Source organism: Mesorhizobium sp. P2_C4, assembly GCF_056404575.1.
In genome coordinates, this window is sequence record NZ_JBFUDT010000002.1 from 1,047,932 (window position 1) to 1,071,651 (window position 23,720).

Genomic DNA, 23,720 nt, shown 5'->3' on the forward strand with positions numbered 1-23,720 from the left:
CTAACCAAAATACGCTTTGGCGAGGCTGCTGTAGAGGTTGCCGATCTCAGTGGCGAGATCGTCGAGCACCTCCGCCGACATCTCCGATGGCTCCATGACGGCAATTGCCGTGTTGAGCTGCAGGATTTCCTTTGCCGCTGGCGACATATACCCCTCACCGAAGGCGGAGGGCAGCAGCCCGATTTCAGCCTTCAGCCGTTCGAGCTGGAACAGAATGGAGCGCGGGTTGAGCGGATCGAGCACCAAAAGGTCGATCACCGTGCGCCGGCCCGCCTGAACCGGATATTGCCGCCGGTGGGTCATGACGCTGTCGCCGATCTCCAGCATCATATCGAGCGCGCCGTCCGGCGCCTTGGGATTGGTCAGCCGAGCCAGCGTGCGGGCGATCTGGATGCCGCGTTCCAGCCGCCGGCCGATCTCCAGGAACCGCCAGCCGGTGAAACGGTACATGTTCTCATGCAGCAGGCCGGAAAATCCGGCGAGCTTGCGCAGCAGGACCGTCATTGCCCGGGTCGCGTCGTCGCCAGGCGCCACCGTCGTCGCGAACTGATGGACGGTCTTCGACAGATCCTTCAGCGCCAGCCAGCCATCGGGCGAAAACCGGTCGCGGATCTGCCCGGCGCTGTAGACGGCGCTGTCCAGCGTGCCGATCAGGCCGGAAGGGATTGCCGAGTCGACGTCGATGCCGAAGGGCTCGAGATAGTCCCTGATATCGGCCAGCAGCGGCATGTCGGGGTCTGAGGTCTCGGCCAACCGCACGTGATAGGCGCGCAGGATGCGCACCGTGTCTTCCGAGCGCTCGATGTAGCGGCCGAGCCAGGTCAGGTTTTCCGCCGCGCGGCTGGGCAGGCTGCCCGGCATGCTGCGGGTAAAACTGTCATGCTCCTGCGGCAGCAGCGTCTCGCGCTCCACCGGTTTGTCGCTGACCACCCAGACATCGGCCGCCTGGCCGCCGCGCTGCATGGCGATGGCCGTCGGATCGAGCGAAAAACCGACGCGGGCAAAGCCGCCGGGCATCACCGTCCAGCCTTCCGGCGTTCGCGCCAGGTAGACGCGCAGGCTTGCCGGGCGCGGCTCCAGCCAGCCGCCGACATAAACCGGCGTGGTGGAAAGCGTCACCGCTTCCTGGCCGACGAAATCGCCGCCGGCGCGTTCGATACGCGCCACCAGTTCCGCGCGCTCTTCTGCCGACAGCGCCGAACCGAGCTTGGTCTGGTCGTCATCCTCGAAGGCTAGCCGCGTCGACAGCGCCGGCCCGATCACCATGCGGTCGAGATTGGCGAGCACATGCGCGCGCTCCGTCTCTTGCCCGCACCACCAGGTGGCAACGCTGGGCAGCAGCAGCTCCTCACCCCGCAAGGCGCGCGAAATCTTGGGCAGGAAGGCGAGCAGCGCGCGTGTTTCCATCAGGCCGGAGCCCAGCGCATTGACCGTCGACACCGCACCCCGGCGGATCGCCTCGACCAGGCCCGGCGTGCCGATCTGCGAGTCCGAGCGCAATTCAAGCGGGTCGGCAAAGGCGGCGTCGAGCCGGCGCCACAGCACGCTCACCGGCTTCAGGCCGGAAACGGTGCGCACCATCAATCGGCCGCCGGAGACGGTCAAATCCTCGCCTTCAAGCAGCATGATGCCGAGATAGCGGGCGATATAGGCATGTTCGTAATAGGTTTCGTTGAGCGGCCCCGGCGTCAGGATGGCGACGCGGCCGTCGGTTTCCTTGGCCATACCGATCAGTGCGTCGCGGAAGCGGCGGAAGAAGCCGGCAAGACGATGCACATGCATCTCGCCATGGATATCCGACAGCGCGCGCGTGGTGGCGACGCGGTTTTCCAGCGCAAAACCGGCACCCGACGGCGCCTGCGTGCGGTCGCCCAGCACCCACCACTGGCCGTCCGGACCGCGGCCGAGTTCGAAGGCGCAGAAATGCAGGAAATGGCCGCCTGCCGGCTTGCTGCCGACCACCGGCCGCAAATATTCAGGGCTGGCCGCGATCAGCCCCGCCGGCAGGATGCCTTTCTCGATCAGCCGGTTCGGCCCGAAGATATCGGCAATGGTTTCCTCGAACAGTTCGGCCCGCTGTACCAGGCCGGCGCTGATGTCGGCCCATTCCTTGTCTTCGATCAGCAGGGGAACATGCGCCAGCGGCCATTCGCGCTCATTGGCGCCGGCCTTGTCGTAGACGCGGTAATAGACACCGGCGTCGCGCAGGTACTGGTCGGCACGAGCGAAGCGCTGCGCGAGCTTTTCCGGCCCGAGTTCCTCCAGCGCCTCGATGAAATTCTTCCAGGCCGGGCGGGGATTGCCCGAGGCGTCGACCATCTCGTCGACGACGCCGTCAATCGGCTGGTAGTGCTCCAGCAGACTGTGGGTTTGCGGCTTGCCGCGGACCCTCTTGTGATTCCCCTTTGCCATCGCTGATCAGAGTCTGGCCGGGCGGCGCAGGTCAAGGGTCATCGGGAAGTCTTCAGCGGCTTCTTCGTTGCGCAGCACGTAACCGGACGGCGTATGGCCGCGCGGCTCGAAGCGCGCGAGCCGCCGTGCCTCGGCCTCGTTGCCGTTGACCGGGAAGGTGTCGTAGCTGCGCCCGCCTGGATGCGCGACATGGTAGACGCAGCCGCCGACCGCCCTGCCCGACCAGCGGTCATAGATGTCGAAGACCAAAGGTGTGTTGACCGGCAGCGCCGGATGCAGGCCGGACGAAGGCTGCCAGGCCTTGAAGCGGACGCCCGCGACCGCGACTTCGCGATTGTCGGTCACCTTCATCGGCACGATGCGGCCGTTGCAGACGATGGCGTGACGCTCCGGGTTCAACCCTTCGGTCTTGACCTGCAGCCGCTCGACAGAGGAATCGACGAAGCGCACGGTGCCGCCGATCGCGCCTTGCTCGCCCATCACATGCCATGGCTCCAGCGCCTGCCGCAGTTCCAGCTTGATGCCGGCATACTGGACTTCGCCGCAGAACGGGAAACGGAATTCAAGCTGCGCGTCGAACCATTCGGGGCGGAATTCAAAGCCGTTCAGCTTGAGGTCGTCGAGCACGTCGAGGAAATCGGCCCAGACATGATGCGGCAGCATGAAGCGGTCATGCAGCGACGTGCCCCAGCGCACGAAGCGGCCATCGAGCGGGTTTTTCCACGCACGGGCGATAATGGCGCGCACCAGCAATTGCTGTGCCAGGCTCATCCTTGCGTTGGGTGGCATCTCGAAGCCGCGGAACTCGACCAGGCCGAGACGGCCGGTCGGACCGTCCGGCGAAAACAGTTTGTCAATGCAGATTTCCGAACGATGCGTATTCCCGGTGACGTCGGTCAACAGGTTGCGGAACAGCCGGTCGACTAGCCACGGCAATGGCGCTTGGCCTTGGTCGGGACGCGGCACCTGCGCCATGGCGATCTCAAGCTCGTAGAGCGAGTCGTGACGCGCTTCGTCGAAGCGCGGCGCCTGGCTGGTCGGACCGATGAACAGTCCGGAGAAAAGATAGGACAGCGACGGATGCCGTTGCCACTGCAGCACCAAGCTCTTCAACAAATCGGGGCGACGCAGGAACGGACTGTCATTCGGCGTCGCACCGCCGACGACGACATGGTTGCCGCCACCGGTACCGGTGTGACGGCCGTCGATCATGAATTTGTCGGCGCCAAGCCGCGTCTGCCGCGCTTCCTCGTAGATCGCCGTGGTCGTCGCCACGCAATCCTGCCAGTTGGACGCGGGATGGATGTTGACCTCGATGACGCCGGGATCGGGCGCCACGCGGATGACGTTGAGGCGCGGATCGTGCGGCGGGCCGTAGCCTTCGATATGCACTGGCAGGCCGATCGCCTTAGCCGCATTCTCCGCTGCCGCGACCAGTTCGAGATAGTCCTCCAGCGCCTCGACCGGCGGCATGAACACGCAAAGCCGTCCCTCACGTGGCTCCACCGAAAGTGCGGTGCGCACCGCGCCGCCGATCTCGGTGATCTCCTGCTCGACCCGGTCCTGCTGGCCGGTCGCAGCCGTGAACGACACCGCCTGCTGACGACGCGCCATTTCGTCGGCGCCTTCCAGTTCGACTGGGGCTGGCGCGGGCAGTATAGCTTCGCGCGCGGGCAGCGCTCCACGCGGCAGCGACGGGTCTACCGGCACGATGTAAGGAAACTGCGCCGGCGGCACATAGGGCAGCGTGCCCAGCGGCAAGCGGTAGCCGACCGGTGAATCACCCGGCACCAGGAACAGCCGACCGCGCCGCGTCTTCCATTTCTCCGAGCGCCAACGCGGTCCCGACGCCTGGCTGTTCCAGCGCTGCACCGGCAGCACATAGCCCGACGGCTTGGTCAGCCCGCGTTCGAACACTTTTGCCATGCGGCTGCGTTCTTCCGGGTCCTCCAGCTTGGAATTGGACGGATCGACATTGTCGGGCAGCTTGCCTTCCTTGAGCAGCCACTCCGCCGGATCCTCATAGGCTTCGCTGACCATGGTCTTTTCGATGCCGAGCTCACCGGCGATCGCCGTCAGCAGGCTTTCAGCCTGCTTCGGCCCGATATCCGCAGAACTCTTTTCACGCGCGATCAGCGACGGATCGCTCCACACCGGCTGACCGTCGGTGCGCCAGTAGAGCGAGAACGTCCAGCGCGGCAGGCTTTCGCCTGGATACCATTTGCCCTGGCCGTAGTGCAGAAAACCGCCGGGCGCGAAACGCTCGCGCAGTTTTCTAATCAGCGCATCGGCCTTTTCGCGCTTGGTCGGGCCAACAGCGGCGGTGTTCCACTCCGCCGACTCGAAATCGTCGATCGAGACGAAGGTCGGCTCGCCGCCCATGGTCAGCCTGACATCACCGGCCGCAAGTGCTGCATCGACCTTGTTGCCAAGCACATCGAGCGCCTGCCAGCTTTCGTCCGAGAATGGCTTGGTGATGCGCGGATGCTCGGAGATGCGGTCGACCCGCATGTCGAAGCCGAACTCGACATTGGCAAAGCTCGCCATGCCGGAGATGGGCGCGGCATTGCGGAAATGCGGCGTCGCCGCCAGCGGCACATGGCTTTCGCCGGTAAGCAGGCCGGAGGTCGGGTCGAAGCCGATCCAGCCGGCGCCCGGTAGATAGACCTCGCACCAGGCGTGCAGATCGGTGAAGTCGACGGCGGTTCCGGCTGGGCCATCGAGCGCCACCAGATCGGGTTTCAACTGGATCAGATAGCCGGAGACGAAACGCGCGGCGATGCCGAGGTTACGCAGGATCTGCACCAGCAGCCAGCTCGAATCCCGGCACGAGCCTTTTTTCGCGGCCAGCGTTTCCTCCGGCGAGAACACGCCGGTCTCCATGCGCACGATATAGGCGATCTCGCGCTGCAGCCGCGCATTGAGGTCGACGACGAAATTGACGGTGTTGGTCGCGCTGCGATCAATGGTTTTGAGGAACGCCGACAGCAGCGGCCCGGTCGGCTCGGGCGTGCGGTAGATGGTGAGGTCGTCGCGTATCTCTTCCGGATACTCGAACGGAAATATCTCGGCCGACGGTTCGACGAAGAAATCGAACGGATTGTAGACCGTCATGTCGGCAACGAGGTCGACTTCGATCTTGAGCTCCGTCACCGGCTCCGGAAAGACGAAACGGGCGAGGAAATTACCGTAAGGGTCCTGCTGCAGATTGACGAAGTGGTTTGCCGGCTCGACCTTCAGCGAATGGCTCAAGACCTTGGTGCGGGAATGCGGCGCCGGCTGCAACCTGATGACCTGAGGCCCGAGAACGACCGGCCGGTCATATTTGTAATGGGTCAGGTGGTAGATGGCTGCCAGAATTGCCATGGGGCCTCGAAAGTCGGCGTTTCAACGATTTCGCCGAACCCTGACACAAATGACGCCCATTCTCCAAGCAGAGATGTTGCGGTGCACCCAATTTAGGCTCGGGGAGCCGTTGATCCCGCAGCACGTCACGGCCGCTTCGAGCCCTGGACGAACCCACCAACAATGTCGGCGGGTTCGCCTTGCTCCGGCGGAATTCATCCGGTCGGCATGCGCTCGAATGCCTGCAATGAGGGGTCGATCGTGTCCCAACTACGCCCGCGAATGCCGTATGTGAGCACTTTCGGCTGGAACTGGCCCGGGTCGTCAAGGCTGGTCGCGTGGACCGCTATCAGCTCCGGCATGGCGACGAATGTGAGGTAGACCGGCGTTCCGCAGGTCGGGCAGAAGGCGTGGATTTTTTCGTTGCCGCTGTCGCCTTTTATCCGCCAGGTTTTCGCCTCGCCGGTGATTGCCATGTCGGCGCGCCGGCCGAAGGTCAGATAGGAGCCATGCCCGGTGCCGCTGCGCTTCTGGCAGTCGAGGCACTGGCAGTGGTTCTCGAAGATCGGTTCGCTGCTGGTTTCATAACGGATCGCGCCACACGCACATCCGCCGCTAAATCGCTTGGTCATTGTCATTCTCCGCTGGCGGATGTGTTGATCGGCAAGGGATCAGGCCGATTTCGGCTTGGCGAAAACGTCGATGCCGCTGCCGGTTTCCAGCAGAGATTTCAGGCTGGACAGCACAACCGGCCAACCCTGGCTGATGCCTTTCGCCATGCCGCTGCCGGCTTCGAGTTCGTCATGGGTGACGCTCAGCCGGACCATGTTGTTGTCATACTCCTCGATGCCGAATGTGACACGACTGTAGGCTGCCGGATCGGCGGCCTGCGATGGGCTCGCCCAGGTGATGACGAGACGGGTTGGCGGCGAGACCTCGACGACCTCACCGACGATCTGGACGGTGCGCTCATCATTGGCGCGGACATGTTCCCATTTCGATCCGGGCTGCCAGTCGGAGACGTTCTCGTGGCCCCAATAGCGCCTTGCAACGTCTGGTTTGGTTATGGCTTCGAACACCTTTTGCGGCGTCGAGCGAATGTAGGTCACGTAGACGAAACTGGTCGTTTCCTTGGTCATTGGTCGTCTCCTTCGATTTCTTTTTTCAAATCGTGCAGCAGGCTGAGCCGCTGCTGTTCGAATTTCCGCACCCAGCGCTCGTAGATGTCGTGCAGCGGCACCGGGTTGATGAAGTGCAGCTTTTCGCGGCCGCGCTTGACCGTGCTCACCAGATTGGCCGCCTCCAAAAGGTCGATGTGCTGGGTGGCCGATTGCCTTGCCATATCGAGGTTTTCGCAAAGCTGGCCGAGTGTCTGCCCGTTCTTCTCATGGAGAAGATCAAGCAGCCTTCTGCGTGTCGGGTCGCCCAGCGCTTTGAAAACCTTGTCAGCGTCCATAAGTCTCGCTCGTTGTTGAGACCATAATATGCAGGTAAATACCTGCATGTCAAATGGCAAATTTCGCCACCCTCGCCGCGATGACCGAGGCAAAGGACGTGGTCGTGATCAATGCTACGCATCCGAAAGCCATCCGAAGGGTGGCCAGCTAGGGAAGTCCGTTGTTTCAGGGGGACGAGAAGCGGCCTGAACTCCAGGCCACACGCTGCTTGCGACGCCAGCGGCTATCGTCGTGCCGCATCGAACGCGTGTTCGGCAGGCTTAAGGATACGACCGTTGCGCAAACGTCTTCATGAGCGCCATCGCGGCAACCAGCATCTTCCGGCTATAGGTCCTGAGCCCAGGCAGCTCTTGCAGGGCTTAGAAAAACGCTTGCAACCCGGTCTGCGCCCTTCCGAGGATCAGCGCGTGCACGTCATGCGTGCCTTCATAGGTGTTGACCGTCTCCAGGTTCTGCGCGTGGCGCATGACGTGGTAGCCGATCTGGATGCCGTTGCCGCCATGCATGTCGCGGGCCTGGCGGGCAATGTCGAGCGCCTTGCCGCAATTGTTGCGCTTGACGATCGAGATCATCTCCGGCGCCATCTTGCCTTCATCCATCAGCCGGCCGACCCGCAAGGACGCCTGCAGCGCCAGCGCAATCTCGGTCTGCATGTCCGCAAGTTTCTTCTGGTAAAGCTGCGTGCCGGCCAGCGGCTTGCCGAACTGCTTGCGGTCAAGGCCATATTGGCGTGCCCGGTGCCAGCAATCCTCCGCCGCGCCCATCGCGCCCCAGGAAATGCCGTAGCGGGCACGGTTGAGACAGCCGAACGGGCCGGCGAGGCCCTTGGCGTTGGGCAGCAGCGCGTCTTCGCCGACCTCGACGCCTTCCATCACCACTTCTCCGGTGATCGATGCGCGCAGCGAGAGCTTGCCGCCGATCTTCGGCGCCGACAGGCCCTTCATGCCCTTCTCCAGCACAAAGCCGCGGATCTCGTCCTTGCCGTTCTCGCCCTTCAACTTCGCCCAGACGACGAACACGTCAGCGATCGGCGCGTTGGAAATCCACATCTTCGAGCCGGAGAGCTTGTAGCCGTTCGCCGTCTTCTCGGCCCGCGTCTTCATGCCGCCGGGATCGGAGCCGGCATCCGGCTCGGTCAGGCCGAAACAGCCGATCCATTCGCCGCTGGCGAGCTTCGGCAGATACTTCTTGCGCTGCGCCTCCGAGCCATAGGCATGGATCGGATACATCACCAGCGACGACTGCACTGACATCATCGAGCGGTAGCCGGAATCGACGCGTTCGACTTCCCGCGCCACCAGCCCGTAGGTGACATAGTTGGCGCCGAGACCGCCATATTCCTCCGGAATGGTGATGCCGAGCAGGCCGGCCTCGCCCATTTCGCGGAAGATGCCGGCATCGGTTTTTTCCTCGAGATAGGCTTCCTCGATCCGCGGCGCCAGCTTGTCGGCGGCAAACGCCGCGGCGCCATCGCGCACCATGCGCTCGTCTTCCGAAAGCTGGTTCTCGATCAGGAAAGGATCTTCCCAGACGAACGCGTTCTTGTCGGCGGCCATGGCTCTGTCCTCGGATTGATGCATGTCGCCCAAAAGTGTTCAGCGGTTTTGGGACAACGACATGCATAAACAAAAAATCTTGGAGTGACCGGCTTATCCGCCCACAGCTGGAAAAAATCAAACGAAATTGCTTCACTGATCAATGAGGGTTAGTAATGGATCATGAGTGTCCAACGCCGTCTTCTGCCAAGCACCAGCGCGCTTGCCGCCTTCGAGGCGGTGGCCCGTCTCGGCAGTTTTACCGCCGCCGCCCAGGAGCTTGACCTCACTCAGGGCGCCATTAGCCGGCAGATCGGGCTTTTGGAGGAACAATTCGGCCGCCGGCTTTTCGAACGCGACAGCCGCAATGTCAGGCTGTCGGCTGTAGGCGAAACCTACGCCGATGCGGTGCGCTCAGCGCTTGGCCAATTGCGCGACGCCGCCCTTGGATTGATGAGCAATCGGCATAGCGGCATCCTGAACCTTGCCATATTGCCAACCTTCGGCACGCGCTGGCTGATGCCGATGATCCCCGATTTCGTCGAAACCAATCCCGATATCACCATCAATTTCGTCACCCGCGTCGGCCGCTTCGACTTTGCCCGCGAGCGGCTGGATGCCGCCATCCACTATGGCTTGCCCGACTGGCCGGAAGCCGACTCGACGCTGCTGGTGCGCGAGACGGTGGCGCCGGTGGTCTCGCCCGAATTCCTGGCCGGGCGCGCCATCGCCACGCCGGCCGATCTCGGTCGCCTGCCGCTGCTGCATATGGCGACGCGCCCCGGCGCCTGGACGGAGTGGTTCGAGCATCAGGGCCTGAGCGCGCCGACCGGGCCGGGCATGCAGTTCGAACAGTTCGGCACCGCCGCGCAGGCCTGCATGGCCGGGCTCGGCGTGGCGCTGCTGCCGCAAATCCTGATCGCTGGGGAATTGCAGCGCGGCCAGCTGGTGCCGGCGCCGGGCCAGTCGATGCAAAGCCGCAGCGCCTATTATCTGGTCGTGCCGCACGACAAGCGCGGCCATCCGCCGGTCGCCAGTTTTCGCGACTGGCTGCTGGGGCAGCTTGAAAAGGAGCCGGCTGTTCTGGCGTGGTAGCTATTTCCGCTTCAGCGCATCCGCCAGTGCAGCGCCGAACGCCCCTTGCTGCGCCGGCCTTTCCGGCTGGCGCTGCGGTGCCGGCGAGCGTGGCGCCGGCTTGCCGCCATTGTCGCGCGGTCCTTTCGAGGCACCGCCCTCTCCGCCATCCCTACGCATCGACAGCGCGATGCGCTTGCGCTTGATGTCGACCTCGACGACGCGCACCTTGACCACGTCGCCGGCTTTCACCACCTCATGCGCATCCTTGACGAAACGGTCGGCCAGTTGCGAGACATGCACCAGCCCGTCCTGGTGCACGCCGATATCGACGAAGGCACCGAAGGCGGCGACATTGGTGACCGTGCCTTCCAGCTGCATGCCAGGCTTCAGATCCTTGATGTCGTCGATGCCGTCGGCGAAGGTCGCCGTCTTGAAACCAGGACGCGGATCGCGGCCGGGCTTTTCCAGTTCGGCCAGGATGTCGCGCACCGTCGGCAGGCCAAAACGCTCGTCGACGAAGACGCGCGGATCGAGCGCCTTCAGCGCGGCACTGTCGCCCATCAGCGAGCGGACATCGCGCCCGCACGCCGCCACGATCTTTTTCGCCACGCCATAGGCCTCCGGATGCACCGACGAGGCATCGAGCGGCTCACTGCCATTGGCAATGCGCAAGAAGCCGGCGGATTGCTCGAAGGCTCGTGGCCCGAGCCGCGCGACCTTGAGCAGGTCCTTGCGGCTGGCGAACGGACCGGTGGCGTCGCGATGCGCGACGATGGCTTCGGCCAGCGATGCGCCAAGGCCTGAGACACGCGCCAGCAGCGGCGCCGACGCGGTGTTGAGATCGACGCCGACGGCGTTGACCGCATCCTCGACCACCGCTTCCAGCGAGCGGCCGAGCCGGTACTGGTCGACATCGTGCTGGTACTGGCCAACGCCGATCGACTTGGGCTCGATCTTGACCAGTTCGGCCAGCGGATCCTGCAGCCGCCGGGCGATCGACACCGCGCCGCGCAGCGACACGTCGAGGCCGGGAAACTCCGCAGCAGCTGTCGCCGAAGCCGAATAGACCGAGGCGCCCGCCTCGCTGACGATCACCTTGAGCGGCTTTGGCCCGGCATCGGCAGGCATCTCGGACAGCATGTCGGCGACCAGCTTTTCCGTCTCGCGGCTGCCGGTGCCGTTCCCGATCGAAATCAGCTCGACCTTGTGCAGTCGGATGAGCTTCGCCAGTTCGGCCTGCGTGCCGCGCACATCGTTCCTGGGCGGAAACGGATAGACGGTCGTCGTCGTCAGCACCTTGCCGGTGCCATCCACCACCGCCACCTTGACGCCGGTGCGGATGCCGGGGTCGAGCCCCATCGTGGCGCGCGAGCCGGCCGGTGCTGCGAGCAACAGATCTTTCAGGTTACGGGCGAAGACATGGATCGCTTCCTCCTCGGCCCGCTCGCGTAGATCGCGCATCAGATCGAGTGTCAAATGCAGCGACAGCTTGATGCGCCAGGTCCAGCCGGCGACCTCCATCAGCCAGCGATCGCCCGGCAGGCTGCCACCAATGGCATAGGCATTGGCGATCATCCGCTCGACCGGCTTTACCGGCGAGGCATCGTCGGCATCGACCTCGATGTCGAGCGACAGCACCTCCTCGTTGCGGCCGCGCAGCATGGCCAAAGCGCGATGGCTTGGCACCATGGCCCAGCGCTCGACATGGTCGAAATAGTCGGAGAATTTCGCGCCGGCCTCCTGCTTGCCGTCGACCACCCTGGCCCGCATGAAGGCGCGTTCCTTCATGTAGGTTCGCAATTTGCCGACCAGATCGGCGTTCTCGGCGAATTGTTCCGACAGAATGTCGCGCGCGCCGTCGAGCGCCGCCTTGGCATCCGCCACCTCTTCGGTCAGATAGGCCAGCGCCAGTTCGGCCGGCACCAGCGCACGATCAGCGAGGATGGCTTCCGCCAGCGGCCCCAGCCCGCGCTCGCGCGCGATCTCGGCCTTGGTCCGCCGCTTCGGCTTGTAGGGCAGATAGATGTCTTCGAGTTCGGCCTTGGTCGTTGTTGCCGCGATCTTGCCTTCCAGCTCGGCCGTCAGCTTGCCCTGCTCGCGGATCGAACCCAGGATGGTGTCGCGGCGCGCCTCGAGTTCGCGCAGATAGGCAAGCCGCTCGGCCAGCAGGCGCAACTGCGTGTCATCCAGCCCGCCGGTGACTTCCTTGCGGTAGCGCGCCACGAACGGCACTGTCGCCCCTTCATCGAGCAATTCGATCGCCGCCGCGGCCTGTTCCGGCCGTGAAGCAATCTCGGCGGCGATGAGGGCTGCGATGCGCTTGATGTCGGATGCCATGTCGTTCCTGTAGCCAGTCGAAAAGAGCGGCGACCATAGGCGCTGAGCATCGCTACGCCAACCGCGGCGTTTTCAACCCCCAAAGAGGTCCACAGGAAAGCGCACCTTCGTTCGGACGACCGAGCGTGTCTAAACCAGCCGGCTCAGTGCCTCCAGAAAGGCAACGACCTCGACATCCAGCGGATCGTCGACCGGCACCGGTTGCGACGACATCTTTGCAATCACCACTTCTGCTTGCGGATTGACGTAGAGCCATTGGCCATGGATGCCGATGCCGCAGAAGGCGCCGCTTGCTGCACCGGTCTGGTACCATTTGTTGCGGTAGCGTCCCTCAGGAAACAGGAACGCCATGGTGCCGCGCTGCCAGGCCTCAAGGCTGCCGCCGGTGGCAACCGTATCGCGCACCCAGGTTTCCGGCACGATGCGGCGGCCATTGACCATGCCGCCTTGCCGCATCATCTCGCCGACCCGCGCCAGATCGCGCGGTGTCACCGAAATGCCGCCGGCCGTGCGCGCCGTGCCTTCCATGTCGACTCCGATCGAGGCTTCACTGACCGCGCCAAGCGGCAGCCAGAGTTTCTCGCGCATCAAATCGGCAAAGCGCTGGCCCGACGCGCGTTCGAGCAGAATGCCGAGCAGGTCGGAATTGGGCGAGCGGTAGCGGAAGGTCTGGCCGTGCGGCTCGGCAAGACGCTGCAGCGTCAGGATGAATTCGCGCAGGCTTTCACTGCCGCCGCCCGGATTCCACAGCGTCGCGCGACGGTAGCGGGCAAAGGCGCTTTCGGGGTCGAGATAGGCCTCCTCGAAATCGAGGCTGACGGTCATGTCGAGCACGTGGCGCACGCTCGCATCGCCATAGGCCGAACCGGCGGCTTCCGGAATGTAGTGCACGACAGGGGCTTCCGGATCGAAAATCCCCTCGCCTTCCAATATGCCGGCGATGATGGCGGTGACCGACTTGCTGATCGAAAAGATGATGTGGCGCGCGCTGAAATCCATGTGCGGCGCGAACCAGTCGCCGACGATCTTGCCGGCTTTCATAATGGTCAGCGCGTCGGTGTCGGAACGCTTGAGAAATGCCGCAAGAGTCTGCGCGCCATTCGGCAAGGCGATCTTCTCGCCGAGCAACCCGCCAAGATCCTGCGCCGGCGTCTCGCCACCACCCAGCGCCGCTGTCACGCGGGTGGTCGGCACCAGTTCGCCGAGGTTCTGGAACGACCATTTGTTGTACGGGGTCTCCCGCCAGTTGCCGAGCAGCACCTCATTGCGGGCAAAGCCGTATCGGGTCTCGAACGCGGTCGTGCCGGTCATGGCGTCTCCTCAGAATTTTCTTTTTGACTGTTTTTTCTTGGGGCTCAGGCCAGTGCCGCCGCAATCGCGTGCACGGCCTTCAACGTCGCCACCGAATAGGCGATGTTGGTGAAATCCGGATAGGTCGAAAGCTTTACCACGACCATTCTGGTGTCCCAGTCGATGTGGATCATTTGCCCGAACACACCCCGGCACATCAGCGCGCGTGAGCGCGGGTCCTCGATCCAGAACTGGTTGCGGTAGCTGCCTTCCGGCAGGCTGGGATTGAAATCCGGTCCGTGCCGGCCGTTGCGCGCCGCCTCGATCCATTCGGCCGGCACCACCCCGCCGCCATTGTCGAGGATCAGCTGGCCGAAGCGGCCATAGTCGCGCAACGTCGCGTTGAAGCCGCCATCGGCGACCGCGTAGCCTGCGCTGTCAACGGTGAAGCAGGCGCTTTCATCGGCGCCGAGCTTTTGCCAGATCTCTTCGGAAACCAGCTGCGGCAGCCGCTTGCCGCTGACCCGCTCCATGATGAAGGCGAGCACATCGGTCTCGATCGAGCGGTACTCGAACGCAGCGCCATGCGGCCGGCTCTGCTCCTTCAGCCCCAGGATCAGCTCGAACATATGCGATGGCCAGCGGAAGTTGGGGTCGCTGCCCGGCGGCACCGGCTTCCAGCCGCAGGCGACATCGACCTGGCCGATGTCGGAATAGGGGTCGGTGTATGCTTCGGAAAAGCGAACGCCGCTGGTCATATCCAGCACATGCTGGACGCTGGCGCCGGCCCAGCCGGTCGCAGCCAGTTCCGGCAGATAGGTCGTCACCGGCAGCGCCGGATCGATCAGGCCGCGCCCGACCAATATGCCGAACACCGATGATGTCACCGACTTCGCCATAGACTGCGACAGATGCAGCGAGCGGTCGGTCATGCCGTTGAAATAGCGCTCATAGGCGACCTTGCCGTCCTTGAGCACGAGGAAACCGTCCGTGTAGGTTTCGTCGAGCAACCCGGCCAGTGTCGTCGGCGCGCCGGTGCTGTCCACCACCGGCAGCGCATCGAGTTCGACCTCGGCGCGTTCGAAGCGGTGGCGGTGGCCGTTGCCGCGCCAAACTTCGGCGGTCGGCAGGAATTCACGGATGTGCTGGAACGCCCAGCGGTTCCACGGCCCCCTGTCCCAGTCGAGCTTTGGCGGCACCATCTGCGGCGGCGAGCCTTGCATGATCGGCGGCATTGGATCGCCGTTGCGGTAAGACGACATAAATCCTCCCCTAGACAAAAGAAAGGGAGGCCGGAGCCTCCCTCCCCCTATGAGTTCCGGCAGACCTATTTGCGCAGATTGGTCCAGATCTTGTTGTAAATCTCGACCACCTCGGGCGAACAAGGCGGAACGAACTCGGCCGCCGGTGCACCGGCCGGCGGGTTGAGTTCCGGCGACGCCGCGAAATCAGCCGGCAGGAACTTGTGGCTGCCGGCAATGCCGTTGTCATAGCCGGCGAATTCCGAGATCAGCGCCGCGTTTTCCGGAGCCATGATGAAATCCTGGAACAGCTTGGCGTTGTCGAGGTTCTTGGCGCCCTTCAGCACCGCGACATTGTCCATCCAGCCCTCGATGCCTTCCTTCGGATAGGCATACTTGATTGCCGGAATTTTCTGCCGCGCACGGTAGGTGGCGCCATTCCACGCTTGGGTGACGATGACGTCGCCGGAGGTGATCTTGGTGATGGTGTCGTAGCTGAAGGTCTTCCATGACGGCTTGGCCGCCGTCAGGATGTCGTTGACCTTTTTCAGATCGGCCTTCTCGGCACCGCAACGCGGCACGCCGGCATAGCGCTCGGCCGCATGCATGACGGTGTTGACGTCGTCGAGCATGTTGATCTGGCCCTTCAACTCGTCCGGCGGGTTGAACAGGATCGCCAGCGTGTCGATGTCGCCCTTGTACTTGTCGGTGTTGACTTCGAACGTGGTGGTGCCGAACTGCCACGGCGCTGTGTAGTGGCGGCCGCTATCCCAATAGATATCGAGGAAGCGCGGATCGATGTTCTTGCCGTTCGGCATCGCGTTGGGCTCGGTCTTTTCGAGCAGACCCTCGTCGACCATGATCTTCACGGTGTAGTCCGAAGGCACCACGATGTCGTAGCCGGAATTGCCGGCGCGCACCTTCGACAGCATGGTTTCGTTGGAGTCGTAGTCGTCCAGCGTGACCTTGATGCTGTACTGCTTCTCGAACTTTTCGATCAGCTTGGGGTTGGTGTAGTCACCCCAATTGTAGATATGCAACTCGCCGTCGGCGAGCGCGGGCACTGCCCACAAAAGCGCTGCCGTCGAAATGGCAGCCATCAGTTTCCTAGACATTTTGTTCTCCTTTGCCTTCACACTTATTCAGTTGGCCCATTTGCTCAGTTGGCACGGCGGCGCGCGATCAGGAACGAGACCGAGACGAAGAGGATCGAGACCAGCAGCAGGATGGTGGAGATGGCATTGATCTCCGGCGTCATCGGCCGCCTGATCTGGTTCCAGATGTAGAGCGGCAGCGTCGTCTGTCCGGGACCGGCGACAAGCTGCGTGATGGTGAAATCGTCGAAGGACACGATGAAGGCGAGTGCCCCACCCGACAGGATGCCGGGGACAAGCAAGGGCAGCGTTATGCGCCGGAAGGCATGCCACGGCGTGGCATAGAGATCGGCGGCGGCGGATTCGAGCGTCAGATCCATATCCTCCAGGCGCGCCCGGATCGGCATGTACGCGAAGGGAATGCAGAACACGGTGTGGGCGAGGATCAGGTTGCCGATACCGAAATTCAGACCGAACGCGCCGGCGATCAAGGCGAAGAAAGACAGGGTTGCCACCGCAGTGATGATCTCGGGGACCATCAGCGGCAGGTTGATGACCATGAAGGCAGCCGAAAGACCGCGCCACGGCTTCACCCGCGTCATGCCGATCGCCGCCAGCGTAGCGCAGATCGTCGAAATGATGGTCGCGGTCACCGAGATGATCAGCGTGTTTTCGGCGGCGTGGTGGAACTCCTCGTTGAGCAGCGCACTGCCGTACCAGCTGAAGCCGACGCCCTCCCAATGCGTGACGAGCGAACCAGTGTTGAACGAAAAAATCATCAGGATCAGGATCGGTACATAGAGCACGGCAACGCAGATGATGGCGACCGTGCGGAACCCGGGCTGGTCCTTGATATCGACGTTGCGGGGATCAGCCATGCTGGATCTTCCCGGACGTGTTGCGAACATAGAAGTAGAGAGCGACCAGCACCGCGGCCATCAGAATCAGCGCCTGGGCGCAGCCAAGCGGCCAGTTGCGCCCGGAGCCGAACTGCTGGGCGATGAGATCGCCGATCATCAGGTGGATGCCGCCGCCAAGGATCAGCGGCGTCACATAGGCGCCGAGTGCCGGAATGAAGACGAGCAGGCAACCTGCGATGATGCCGGGCAGCGACAGCGGAATGATCACGCGCCAGAGAACCTGCCGGCGTGTCGCGTAGAGGTCGTTGGCGGCCTCGACAAGCCGGAAATCCAGCTTCTCCAGGCTGGCATAGAGCGGCAGGATCATGAAGGGCAGGAACGAGTACAGCAGGCCAAGCTGAATGGCGAAGTTGGTGTAGAGCATGGTGATCGGCTTATCGATCACGCCAAGCCCGATCAGCAGATTGTTGATGAGACCTTCGTCGCGAATGATGAACATGATGGCCAGCGTGCGCACCAAAAGGTTCGACCAGAACGGAATGGTGATCAGCAGCACCCACCAGTTGCGCTGAGCCGGTGTCCGCGTCGCCATGAAATAGGCGGTCGGAAAACCAAGCAGCAGGCAGATGACCGTCGTCACCACGGCGAACAGAAACGAGCGCAGATAGATGATCAGAAAATCCGGCGTGAACTGCAGCGTGTCATCGAAAATGTCGCGCTGGAATAGGAAGTTCAGATAGGCGTCCGTCGAAAACTTCCACTGCACGCCGCCATAGGGCGCGGCAACGAGAAACGAATAGACGCAGATGATCAGCAGCGGCAGCACGCCGAACACGCCGATGACGACCAGCGCCGGTGTGGACAAGAGGCGATTGCGGCGGTTCGCGCCCCGCTCCGCCTTGGCTTCGAACAACGCGGCCTGGGAAACAATGTTTGCCATCAGTCCCTCAATATCCGCGCGCCGCCGTCCTCGAACACGATGCCGACCTTGGCGCCCGGCTCGAATGCCACCGCACTCGACCGGCTGTTCTGGTGGCGCACGATGAAGTTTTCCCCGCCGTCGAGCTTCACGTGATAGTGGGTGTCGGTGCCGAAATAGACGACATTGGCCAGAACGCCGGCGACGGTGCCCTTGGCCGCATCGGCAACCAGATCCGCATGTTCCGGCCGCACCACGACCGTCACTTCACCGGAGGGATCGAAACCTTCGGGGAAACCCGCCCCGACCATTGCCTCTGACGCGATCTTCACTGTGGCAACGCCGGATTTCTTCGACACCACGGTGCCCTTGAGGAAATTGGTTTCGCCGATGAAGTCGGCGACGAAGCGCTCGGCCGGACGGTCGTAGATGTCGTGCGGCGTGCCGACCTGCAGGATCTTGCCGGCCGACATCACCGCGATGCGATCCGACATGGTCAGCGCTTCTTCCTGGTCGTGGGTGACGAAGATAAAGGTGATGCCGGTTTCGTGCTGCAGCCGTTTCAGCTCGATCTGCATTTCCTTGCGTAGTTTGTAGTCCAGTGCGGAGAGCGGCTCGTCGAGCAGCAGCACCTTTGGCTGCGGCGCCAAGGCACGGGCCAGCGCCACGCGCTGCTGCTGGCCGCCGGAGATCTGGCTGGTGCGGCGAGCTGCCAGCGCCTCCATCTTGACCAGTTTCAGCATCTGGGCGACGCGCGCCTGGATCTCCGCCTTCGGCTTGCCCAGCATTTCCAGGCCAAAGCCGATATTCTGCGCCACCGTCATGTGTGGGAACAGCGCATAGGACTGGAAAACGGTGTTGACCGGCCGCTTGAACGGCGGCAGCGGCGCGATGTCCTCGCCATGCAAAAGGATTTCGCCGGCGCTCGGAAAATCGAAGCCGGCGATCAGCCTGAGCAGCGTCGTCTTTCCGCAGCCGGACGGCCCGAGCAGCGTGAAAAACTCATTCTCGCGGATGGAGACGGAAACTGTATCCAGCGCAGCGACTTGCGCCTCTCCCGTGCCGAACACCTTGCGGACGCCGCGCACCTCGATTGCATTCTTACCCGGTTGTTCCGGCACGATTACCCCATTGAGAAAGCCTGCTCTTGATGGCAGGTTTTGTTCCGGTTTGATTGTCATCACAAGCCAATCGGCTTGGCAACTGCAGAGCTGGACCTTGGCCTAAAAGGCAATTCCCATGCCTGTCAGGCTTGATAGGTGATCTTGCCTCCACAGATGGTCGTCACCGGTCGCACCGTATGCAGCGCTTCCGGTGCGGTTGCCTCGATATCGGCCGACAGCACCACCAGATCGGCCATATACCCTGGCTTCAGCCGGCCCTTGCGATGTTCCATGAACTCGGCATAGGCCCCTTCAACCGTGTAGCCGGCAATGGATTCCTGCAGCGAGAAGCTCTGGTCCGGCAGCCCCTCTGCCCAAGGTTTGCGCATCACCGCCGCCTGGATGCCCAGGATCGGATCAACCGGCGAGACCGGCCAGTCGGATGCGAACACGACGTGCGCACCGGCGTTCTTCAGGGTCCGCCAGGCATAGCTCAGCGGCCACTTCTCGCGGCCGATGCGCGAAATCGTCGGCTCCAGCGGAAAGTTCATGGCACCCGGCGGATGCGGCGGCTGCATCGAAGCGATGACGCCGAGTTCGGCAAATCGCGGCACGTCCGACGGGGTGGTAACCTCGATGTGCTCGACGCGGTGCCGGCTGTCGCGCCTGCCGTTCTTCTTCAGCGCTGCCTGATAGCCGTCAAGCACCGCGCGCACCGCGCCATCACCGATCGAGTGCACGGCGATCTGCAGCCCGCGCCTGTCGGCCTCCACCGCCACTTGCGCGAAATGCTCCGGCGTGAACAGCGGCTCGCCGCGCCAGCCCGGCCGGTCGGCATAGTCGTCGACCATGACGGCAGTCCAGGAATCCAGCACACCGTCATAGAAGACCTTGACCAAGCCCGACGACAGCCACTCGGAATTGTAGGCCGCCGCCATGCTCGACGCTTTTTCCAGCATGTCCAGCGTCATGAAGTTCTTGAAGTGGAACGGAATCTTGGTGCGGCAGATGAGCCGCCCTTCCGCTTCCAGCCCGGCAAGCAGCTCCAACTGGTAGAGGTTGCCGTCCATGTTCTGGATCGAGGTGATGCCGTGCTGGGCGCACCATTGCAGGCCGCGATGCATCAGGTCGCGGTCTGCCGCCAGTTCTTCCGCCGAAGGATAGGGGTCCGGCTCATGGCCCGTCAGGCCGAGCCGCGTCCGGTTTGCCCCGAAATGCTCGAGGATCGGGCCGAAGGCTTCGCCCTCGCGCAATTCGCCGGCGGCGAGCCCATCCGAGCCCATGACAACCTCGTTGCCCGGCCCGACCTGCTTGCCATGCAGGAGGCCGGCTTCTTCCAGCGCCTTGGTGTTCGCCCACATCGTATGGTGGTCGGATGCCGACATGGCGAAGGGCCGGTCCGGAATGATGCGGTCGAGATGATGGCGCGTGACCGGCTCGGGCAGGATCGCATAGTCGACGCCGGCGCCGATTAGCAGCCTCTGGTTCGGCCGCGCCGCCGCGAAAGCGCGGATGGCGTCCCGCAAGGCATCGAAACCATGCACGCCGGCCAGATGCAAATTGTCGAGCTCGGCGGCGCCTCCGAAAAGATGCATATGGGCTTCAATGAAACCGGGCAGGACCGAACCGCCCTTGGCGTCGATCACGACTGTGGCCGTTCCCTTGAGCTCTTCGATGGCAGCGCGGCTGCCAATGGCGATGATGGTGCCGTCCTTGACGGCAATGGCCTCGGCGGCGGGATTGTCATCGTCCATGGTCTGCACAAGACCGTTGACGACGATCAGATCGGCACCCGCACCCGTGACAGACATCGCGACTCCGCGCTTTTGACGACTGACTGAGACCGACAACACCGCCCAATGACGCACCACTCTTCCGGAGGCGCGATCGGACGAAAACTGATGCCAGTGCGCTGTTTTGAAATTCCCCTTGTGATCTCTGAAAACAGCGTGGATAAAAGAATGCGACTAATTATTCGCGTTTGTCAACGTGCCGAATTTCGAATGTATTGTGGACAGCATCCGGCGCTTGGGACGGGGGAACGAGGGCATCGGGACGTGAAGCGCAATCTCAGCCGCGAAACCAGGATGGCGCTTGAACCGCGCAAGCAACCGCGACAGGAACGTTCGAGCAAGGTGGTCGACAGGATTTTGGACGCGGCGCTAACCCTGACGCGTGAGCAAGGAACCAAGACGCCGACGACGCTGGCCATTGCGCAGCGCGCGGGCCTGTCTGTCGGTTCGGTCTACCAGTACTTCCCCAACAAGGAAGCCATTCTCCTCGACCTTGCCCGGCGCTGGCTGTCATCCTTTCCCGAGGTCATCGAAAAGCGCATCAAGGTCGCTGCGCCCGCCAACCGCGACGAGTTCCGGCGGGAAGTGCGCGCGCTGTTCATCGACACATCCAGCATCTATCTCGAGAACGCGACCCTGATGCCGGTGATCGAGGCGATATCCGGCAACGCCGATCTCAGGCCTATCCAGGACGAATATGACGAGCAGATCATCGCGCTCTACGCCGCATGGCTACGGCACGTAAATCCTGCTCTCGAAGACAAGATCGCCAAACGACTCGGCCTCGTGATGATGGAGGTTGGACACGCCTGCCGGCTTGTCGGACTGAAGCGGGACCGCAGGACATTCGACCTCATCGAGGATGATGTCGAAGCCATGTGGCTGGCTCTGGTGAGCCCCTATCTCAACCTTGACTGATTTCGCACCGTGAGAGGACCCTTATGAAGACTGTCTATTCGCCGCTTCACGCCGGCCATTCCGGCCAGATGGAACTGGTCACATCGGCCATCGTGCCCGGCTTCGAAAAGCCGTCGCGCGCCGAGTTCATCAAGGCGCGGGTCGAAAGCGAGAAACTCGGACCGATCATCGGACCGGCGGAGCATGATCTGGCCGCCGCCAAACGCATTCACAAGGCCGATTACATCGACTTCCTGCCCACCGTCTGGCCGCGATGGACGGCTGAGGGGCACAAGGGCACGGCGATGCCCTTCACCTGGCCGACGCGTGGCCTGCGCGGCGACGTGCCGCCGCAGCGCATCGACGCCCTGCTCGGCTACTATTCCTTCGACGCCGGCGCCACTTTCGTCGAAGGCACCTGGGCCGCGATCAAGTCGTCTTATGACGTTGCGCTGACCGCGGCCGCTTTGGTCAAGGGCGGCGAGACATCGGCCTTCGCGCTCTGCCGTCCGCCAGGCCATCACGCCGGTGCCGGCTTCATGGGCGGCTATTGCTTCATCAACAACGCCGCCGTCGCCGCGCAATGGTTCCTTGACCAGGGTGCCAAACGGATATCGATCCTCGATGTCGACTATCACCATGGCAACGGCACGCAGGAAATCTTCTACGGCCGCGCCGACGTCCAGGTCATCAACCTGCATGGTGATCCCCTGACCGAATATCCGTTCTTCCTCGGCCATGCCGATGAGCGCGGCGTGGGCGAAGGCGAAGGCTTCAACATCAACTATCCGATGCCGTTCGGCACCGGCTGGGATGCCTGGAGCGCCTCGCTCGACGATGCCTGCATTAAACTTGCCGCCTACGCCCCCGATATCGTCATCGTCTCGCTCGGCGTCGACACCTTCGAGAAGGACCCGATCAGCCAGTTCAAGCTGAAAAGCTCCGACTACCCCAAGATCGGCCGCCGCATCGCGAAACTCGGCCTGCCGACACTATTCGTCATGGAAGGCGGTTACGCCGTCGAGGAGATCGGCATCAATGCCGTCGGCGTGCTGACTGGCTTCGGGGACCGGTAACAAAAAAGGGCGGCCGTGGCCGCCCCCAATCGTTTGCAAAACCGACGTTTTCAGCTGGCGGCGCCGACACTCGGCGCCGCAGCCGGTGCCGCCGCTTTGCGCGACCGGCCGAGATAGTAGACCGCCGCCGCCGCAATGACGCCCGCCGCCAGAATGCCTGCCGCCAGCACCGGCCGGTACCAGAACCATGCAATGGCGATGGTCGTCGTCCCGACTAGGATCGCCAGGAAGAAGGCGATGATGCCGGTTCCCATCCGCGCGATGCTGCCGAGGAAGGGGATGACGTCGAGGATGACGCCGATCGGGCTGAGAAACAGCGCGAAGCCAATCGTCAGCAGCAGCAGACCGGCGGCCCGCAGCAGCCAGGTGATGATAGTGTTCTCAGAGACCGCGTCGGCGAACATCTTTGCCGCCGGCACATCGCCGGTATCGACCATCAGCAGTTCGTCGCCGGCGACGGTCTGGTAGGGCTGGAACCGGCTGCCGGCCTGGCGCGCAACGATGCTGACCACGCCAAGCGGCGCCAGCTCATAGCCGATGCGATAGTCGCCCAGCGCCGGCGATGTCGTGTCGGCGCCGAGATAGATCTTGCCGTCGACGACGTTGATCGGCTTTGTCCCGGTATAGGCGGCCTTGATCGCAGCCGCCTGGCTGGACTCGAGCGCATAGTCCTTGTCGCCCTCGATGCGGTCGAGCACCGGCGTATCGAGATCGAACGCGACAAGCTTGCCGTCCGGAATCTGGAAGGTCTTGCTGTGGATTTCCATCGGCGGATTCTGGTGGCCATCCGGCTTCTTGAAATCCGATGAATCGATCTGGCTGTCGTCCCACACCTTGGAGTAGGAGTAGGTCGTCACCGTCTCCTCGCCACCGCCCAGCTTCTTCTCCGTTTCGGACTTGGATTCTTCCTTCCACTGGTACATTTCGGCGGTGCGCGACAGGCGCAGCCCTTGCGCCGCAATGCCGAAATCTGGATCGGCAAGGCCGTCGCTCGCCGTCACCGGGCCGCTGACATGCACAAGCTTGCCGTCATTGGCGGCATCGACGCTGTCGGCGCCGACCGAGATGACCGCACCCGATCCCTCGGCCAGCGAGCGCGCCGTCTGCACCGCGCGGCCCTCGTTCCAGAACAGCCCGATCACCATCAGCACCACCAGCAGCAGGCCGAAGACGATCCCGCCAACCGCGCGCTTGATCCGCCCGAACCACGAGACGGATGTTACTTCTCGAAATGAATCGCTCATCGTTTCCCCCGAAACCGCTATTGCCAAAATTTCCACGCGG

The 23,720-nt window shown here is 63.1% G+C and carries 18 protein-coding genes; 3 read left to right on the forward strand and 15 right to left on the reverse strand.

Annotation, left to right across the window (positions count from 1 at the left end; translation table 11 throughout):
• The 6 genes from AC1DX6_RS11390 to AC1DX6_RS11415 form a co-directional block, all read right to left on the reverse strand.
• Positions 1 to 2,412, reverse strand: a complete 2,412-nt coding sequence (locus AC1DX6_RS11390; RefSeq protein ID WP_477313198.1) for a circularly permuted type 2 ATP-grasp protein — start codon at positions 2,410 to 2,412, stop codon at positions 1 to 3.
• Between the two features lie 6 nt (positions 2,413 to 2,418).
• A complete protein-coding gene (locus tag AC1DX6_RS11395; RefSeq protein WP_477313200.1) occupies positions 2,419 to 5,778 on the reverse strand; it encodes a transglutaminase family protein in 3,360 nt (1,119 codons plus the stop codon).
• Positions 5,779 to 5,972: 194 nt separating this feature from the next.
• Complete coding sequence (locus AC1DX6_RS11400) at positions 5,973 to 6,389, reverse strand: GFA family protein (protein ID WP_477313202.1); 417 nt, start codon at positions 6,387 to 6,389, stop codon at positions 5,973 to 5,975.
• 39 nt (positions 6,390 to 6,428) lie between these two features.
• Positions 6,429 to 6,896 (reverse strand): SRPBCC family protein, encoded by a 468-nt coding sequence (locus AC1DX6_RS11405; protein WP_477313204.1) that lies wholly within the window; start codon positions 6,894 to 6,896, stop codon positions 6,429 to 6,431.
• Positions 6,893 to 7,213, reverse strand: a complete 321-nt coding sequence (locus AC1DX6_RS11410) for an ArsR/SmtB family transcription factor (protein WP_477313705.1) — start codon at positions 7,211 to 7,213, stop codon at positions 6,893 to 6,895. The genes AC1DX6_RS11405 and AC1DX6_RS11410 overlap by 4 nt, the downstream gene beginning before the upstream one ends.
• A 360-nt stretch (positions 7,214 to 7,573) precedes the next feature.
• Positions 7,574 to 8,770 carry an acyl-CoA dehydrogenase gene (locus tag AC1DX6_RS11415; protein ID WP_477313206.1) on the reverse strand — a complete coding sequence of 399 codons (1,197 nt, stop codon included), beginning with the start codon at positions 8,768 to 8,770 and terminating at the stop codon, positions 7,574 to 7,576.
• 162 nt (positions 8,771 to 8,932) lie between these two features.
• On the opposite strand from AC1DX6_RS11415, the gene AC1DX6_RS11420 reads away from it, so the two are divergent.
• Complete coding sequence (locus tag AC1DX6_RS11420) at positions 8,933 to 9,844, forward strand: LysR family transcriptional regulator (protein ID WP_477313208.1); 912 nt, start codon at positions 8,933 to 8,935, stop codon at positions 9,842 to 9,844.
• Here AC1DX6_RS11420 and AC1DX6_RS11425 read toward each other — a convergent pair whose 3' ends face one another.
• The 8 genes from AC1DX6_RS11425 to AC1DX6_RS11460 form a co-directional block, all read right to left on the reverse strand.
• Entirely contained in the window at positions 9,845 to 12,163 is a 2,319-nt protein-coding gene (locus tag AC1DX6_RS11425) for a Tex family protein (protein ID WP_477313210.1), read from the reverse strand.
• 129 nt (positions 12,164 to 12,292) lie between these two features.
• Positions 12,293 to 13,474: a serine hydrolase domain-containing protein gene (locus AC1DX6_RS11430; RefSeq protein ID WP_477313212.1), complete on the reverse strand. Its 1,182-nt coding sequence runs from the start codon at positions 13,472 to 13,474 to the stop codon at positions 12,293 to 12,295.
• Between the two features lie 44 nt (positions 13,475 to 13,518).
• Complete coding sequence (locus tag AC1DX6_RS11435) at positions 13,519 to 14,715, reverse strand: serine hydrolase domain-containing protein (protein ID WP_477313214.1); 1,197 nt, start codon at positions 14,713 to 14,715, stop codon at positions 13,519 to 13,521.
• 65 nt (positions 14,716 to 14,780) lie between these two features.
• Positions 14,781 to 15,809, reverse strand: coding sequence for an extracellular solute-binding protein (locus AC1DX6_RS11440; protein ID WP_477313216.1), 1,029 nt, complete (start codon positions 15,807 to 15,809; stop codon positions 14,781 to 14,783).
• Positions 15,810 to 15,853: 44 nt separating this feature from the next.
• The gene (locus AC1DX6_RS11445) at positions 15,854 to 16,666 is read right to left on the reverse strand and encodes an ABC transporter permease (RefSeq protein ID WP_477313218.1); all 813 of its coding nucleotides are present in this window, start codon (positions 16,664 to 16,666) and stop codon (positions 15,854 to 15,856) included.
• Positions 16,659 to 17,588 (reverse strand): ABC transporter permease, encoded by a 930-nt coding sequence (locus tag AC1DX6_RS11450; RefSeq protein WP_477313220.1) that lies wholly within the window; start codon positions 17,586 to 17,588, stop codon positions 16,659 to 16,661. The genes AC1DX6_RS11445 and AC1DX6_RS11450 overlap by 8 nt, the downstream gene beginning before the upstream one ends.
• Positions 17,588 to 18,688: an ABC transporter ATP-binding protein gene (locus tag AC1DX6_RS11455; protein ID WP_477313222.1), complete on the reverse strand. Its 1,101-nt coding sequence runs from the start codon at positions 18,686 to 18,688 to the stop codon at positions 17,588 to 17,590. The genes AC1DX6_RS11450 and AC1DX6_RS11455 overlap by 1 nt, the downstream gene beginning before the upstream one ends.
• A 125-nt stretch (positions 18,689 to 18,813) precedes the next feature.
• A complete protein-coding gene (locus AC1DX6_RS11460; RefSeq protein ID WP_477313224.1) occupies positions 18,814 to 20,481 on the reverse strand; it encodes an amidohydrolase in 1,668 nt (555 codons plus the stop codon).
• Positions 20,482 to 20,727: 246 nt separating this feature from the next.
• Between AC1DX6_RS11460 and AC1DX6_RS11465 the strand changes: the two genes are divergently transcribed.
• Positions 20,728 to 21,381 carry a TetR/AcrR family transcriptional regulator gene (locus tag AC1DX6_RS11465; protein WP_477313226.1) on the forward strand — a complete coding sequence of 218 codons (654 nt, stop codon included), beginning with the start codon at positions 20,728 to 20,730 and terminating at the stop codon, positions 21,379 to 21,381.
• 23 nt (positions 21,382 to 21,404) lie between these two features.
• Positions 21,405 to 22,436, forward strand: coding sequence for a histone deacetylase family protein (locus tag AC1DX6_RS11470; RefSeq protein ID WP_477313228.1), 1,032 nt, complete (start codon positions 21,405 to 21,407; stop codon positions 22,434 to 22,436).
• 50 nt (positions 22,437 to 22,486) lie between these two features.
• Here the strand turns inward: AC1DX6_RS11470 and AC1DX6_RS11475 are convergent, their stop codons facing one another.
• Positions 22,487 to 23,680, reverse strand: coding sequence for a TMEM43 family protein (locus tag AC1DX6_RS11475; protein ID WP_477313231.1), 1,194 nt, complete (start codon positions 23,678 to 23,680; stop codon positions 22,487 to 22,489).
• Between the last annotated feature and the right edge of the window lie 40 nt (positions 23,681 to 23,720).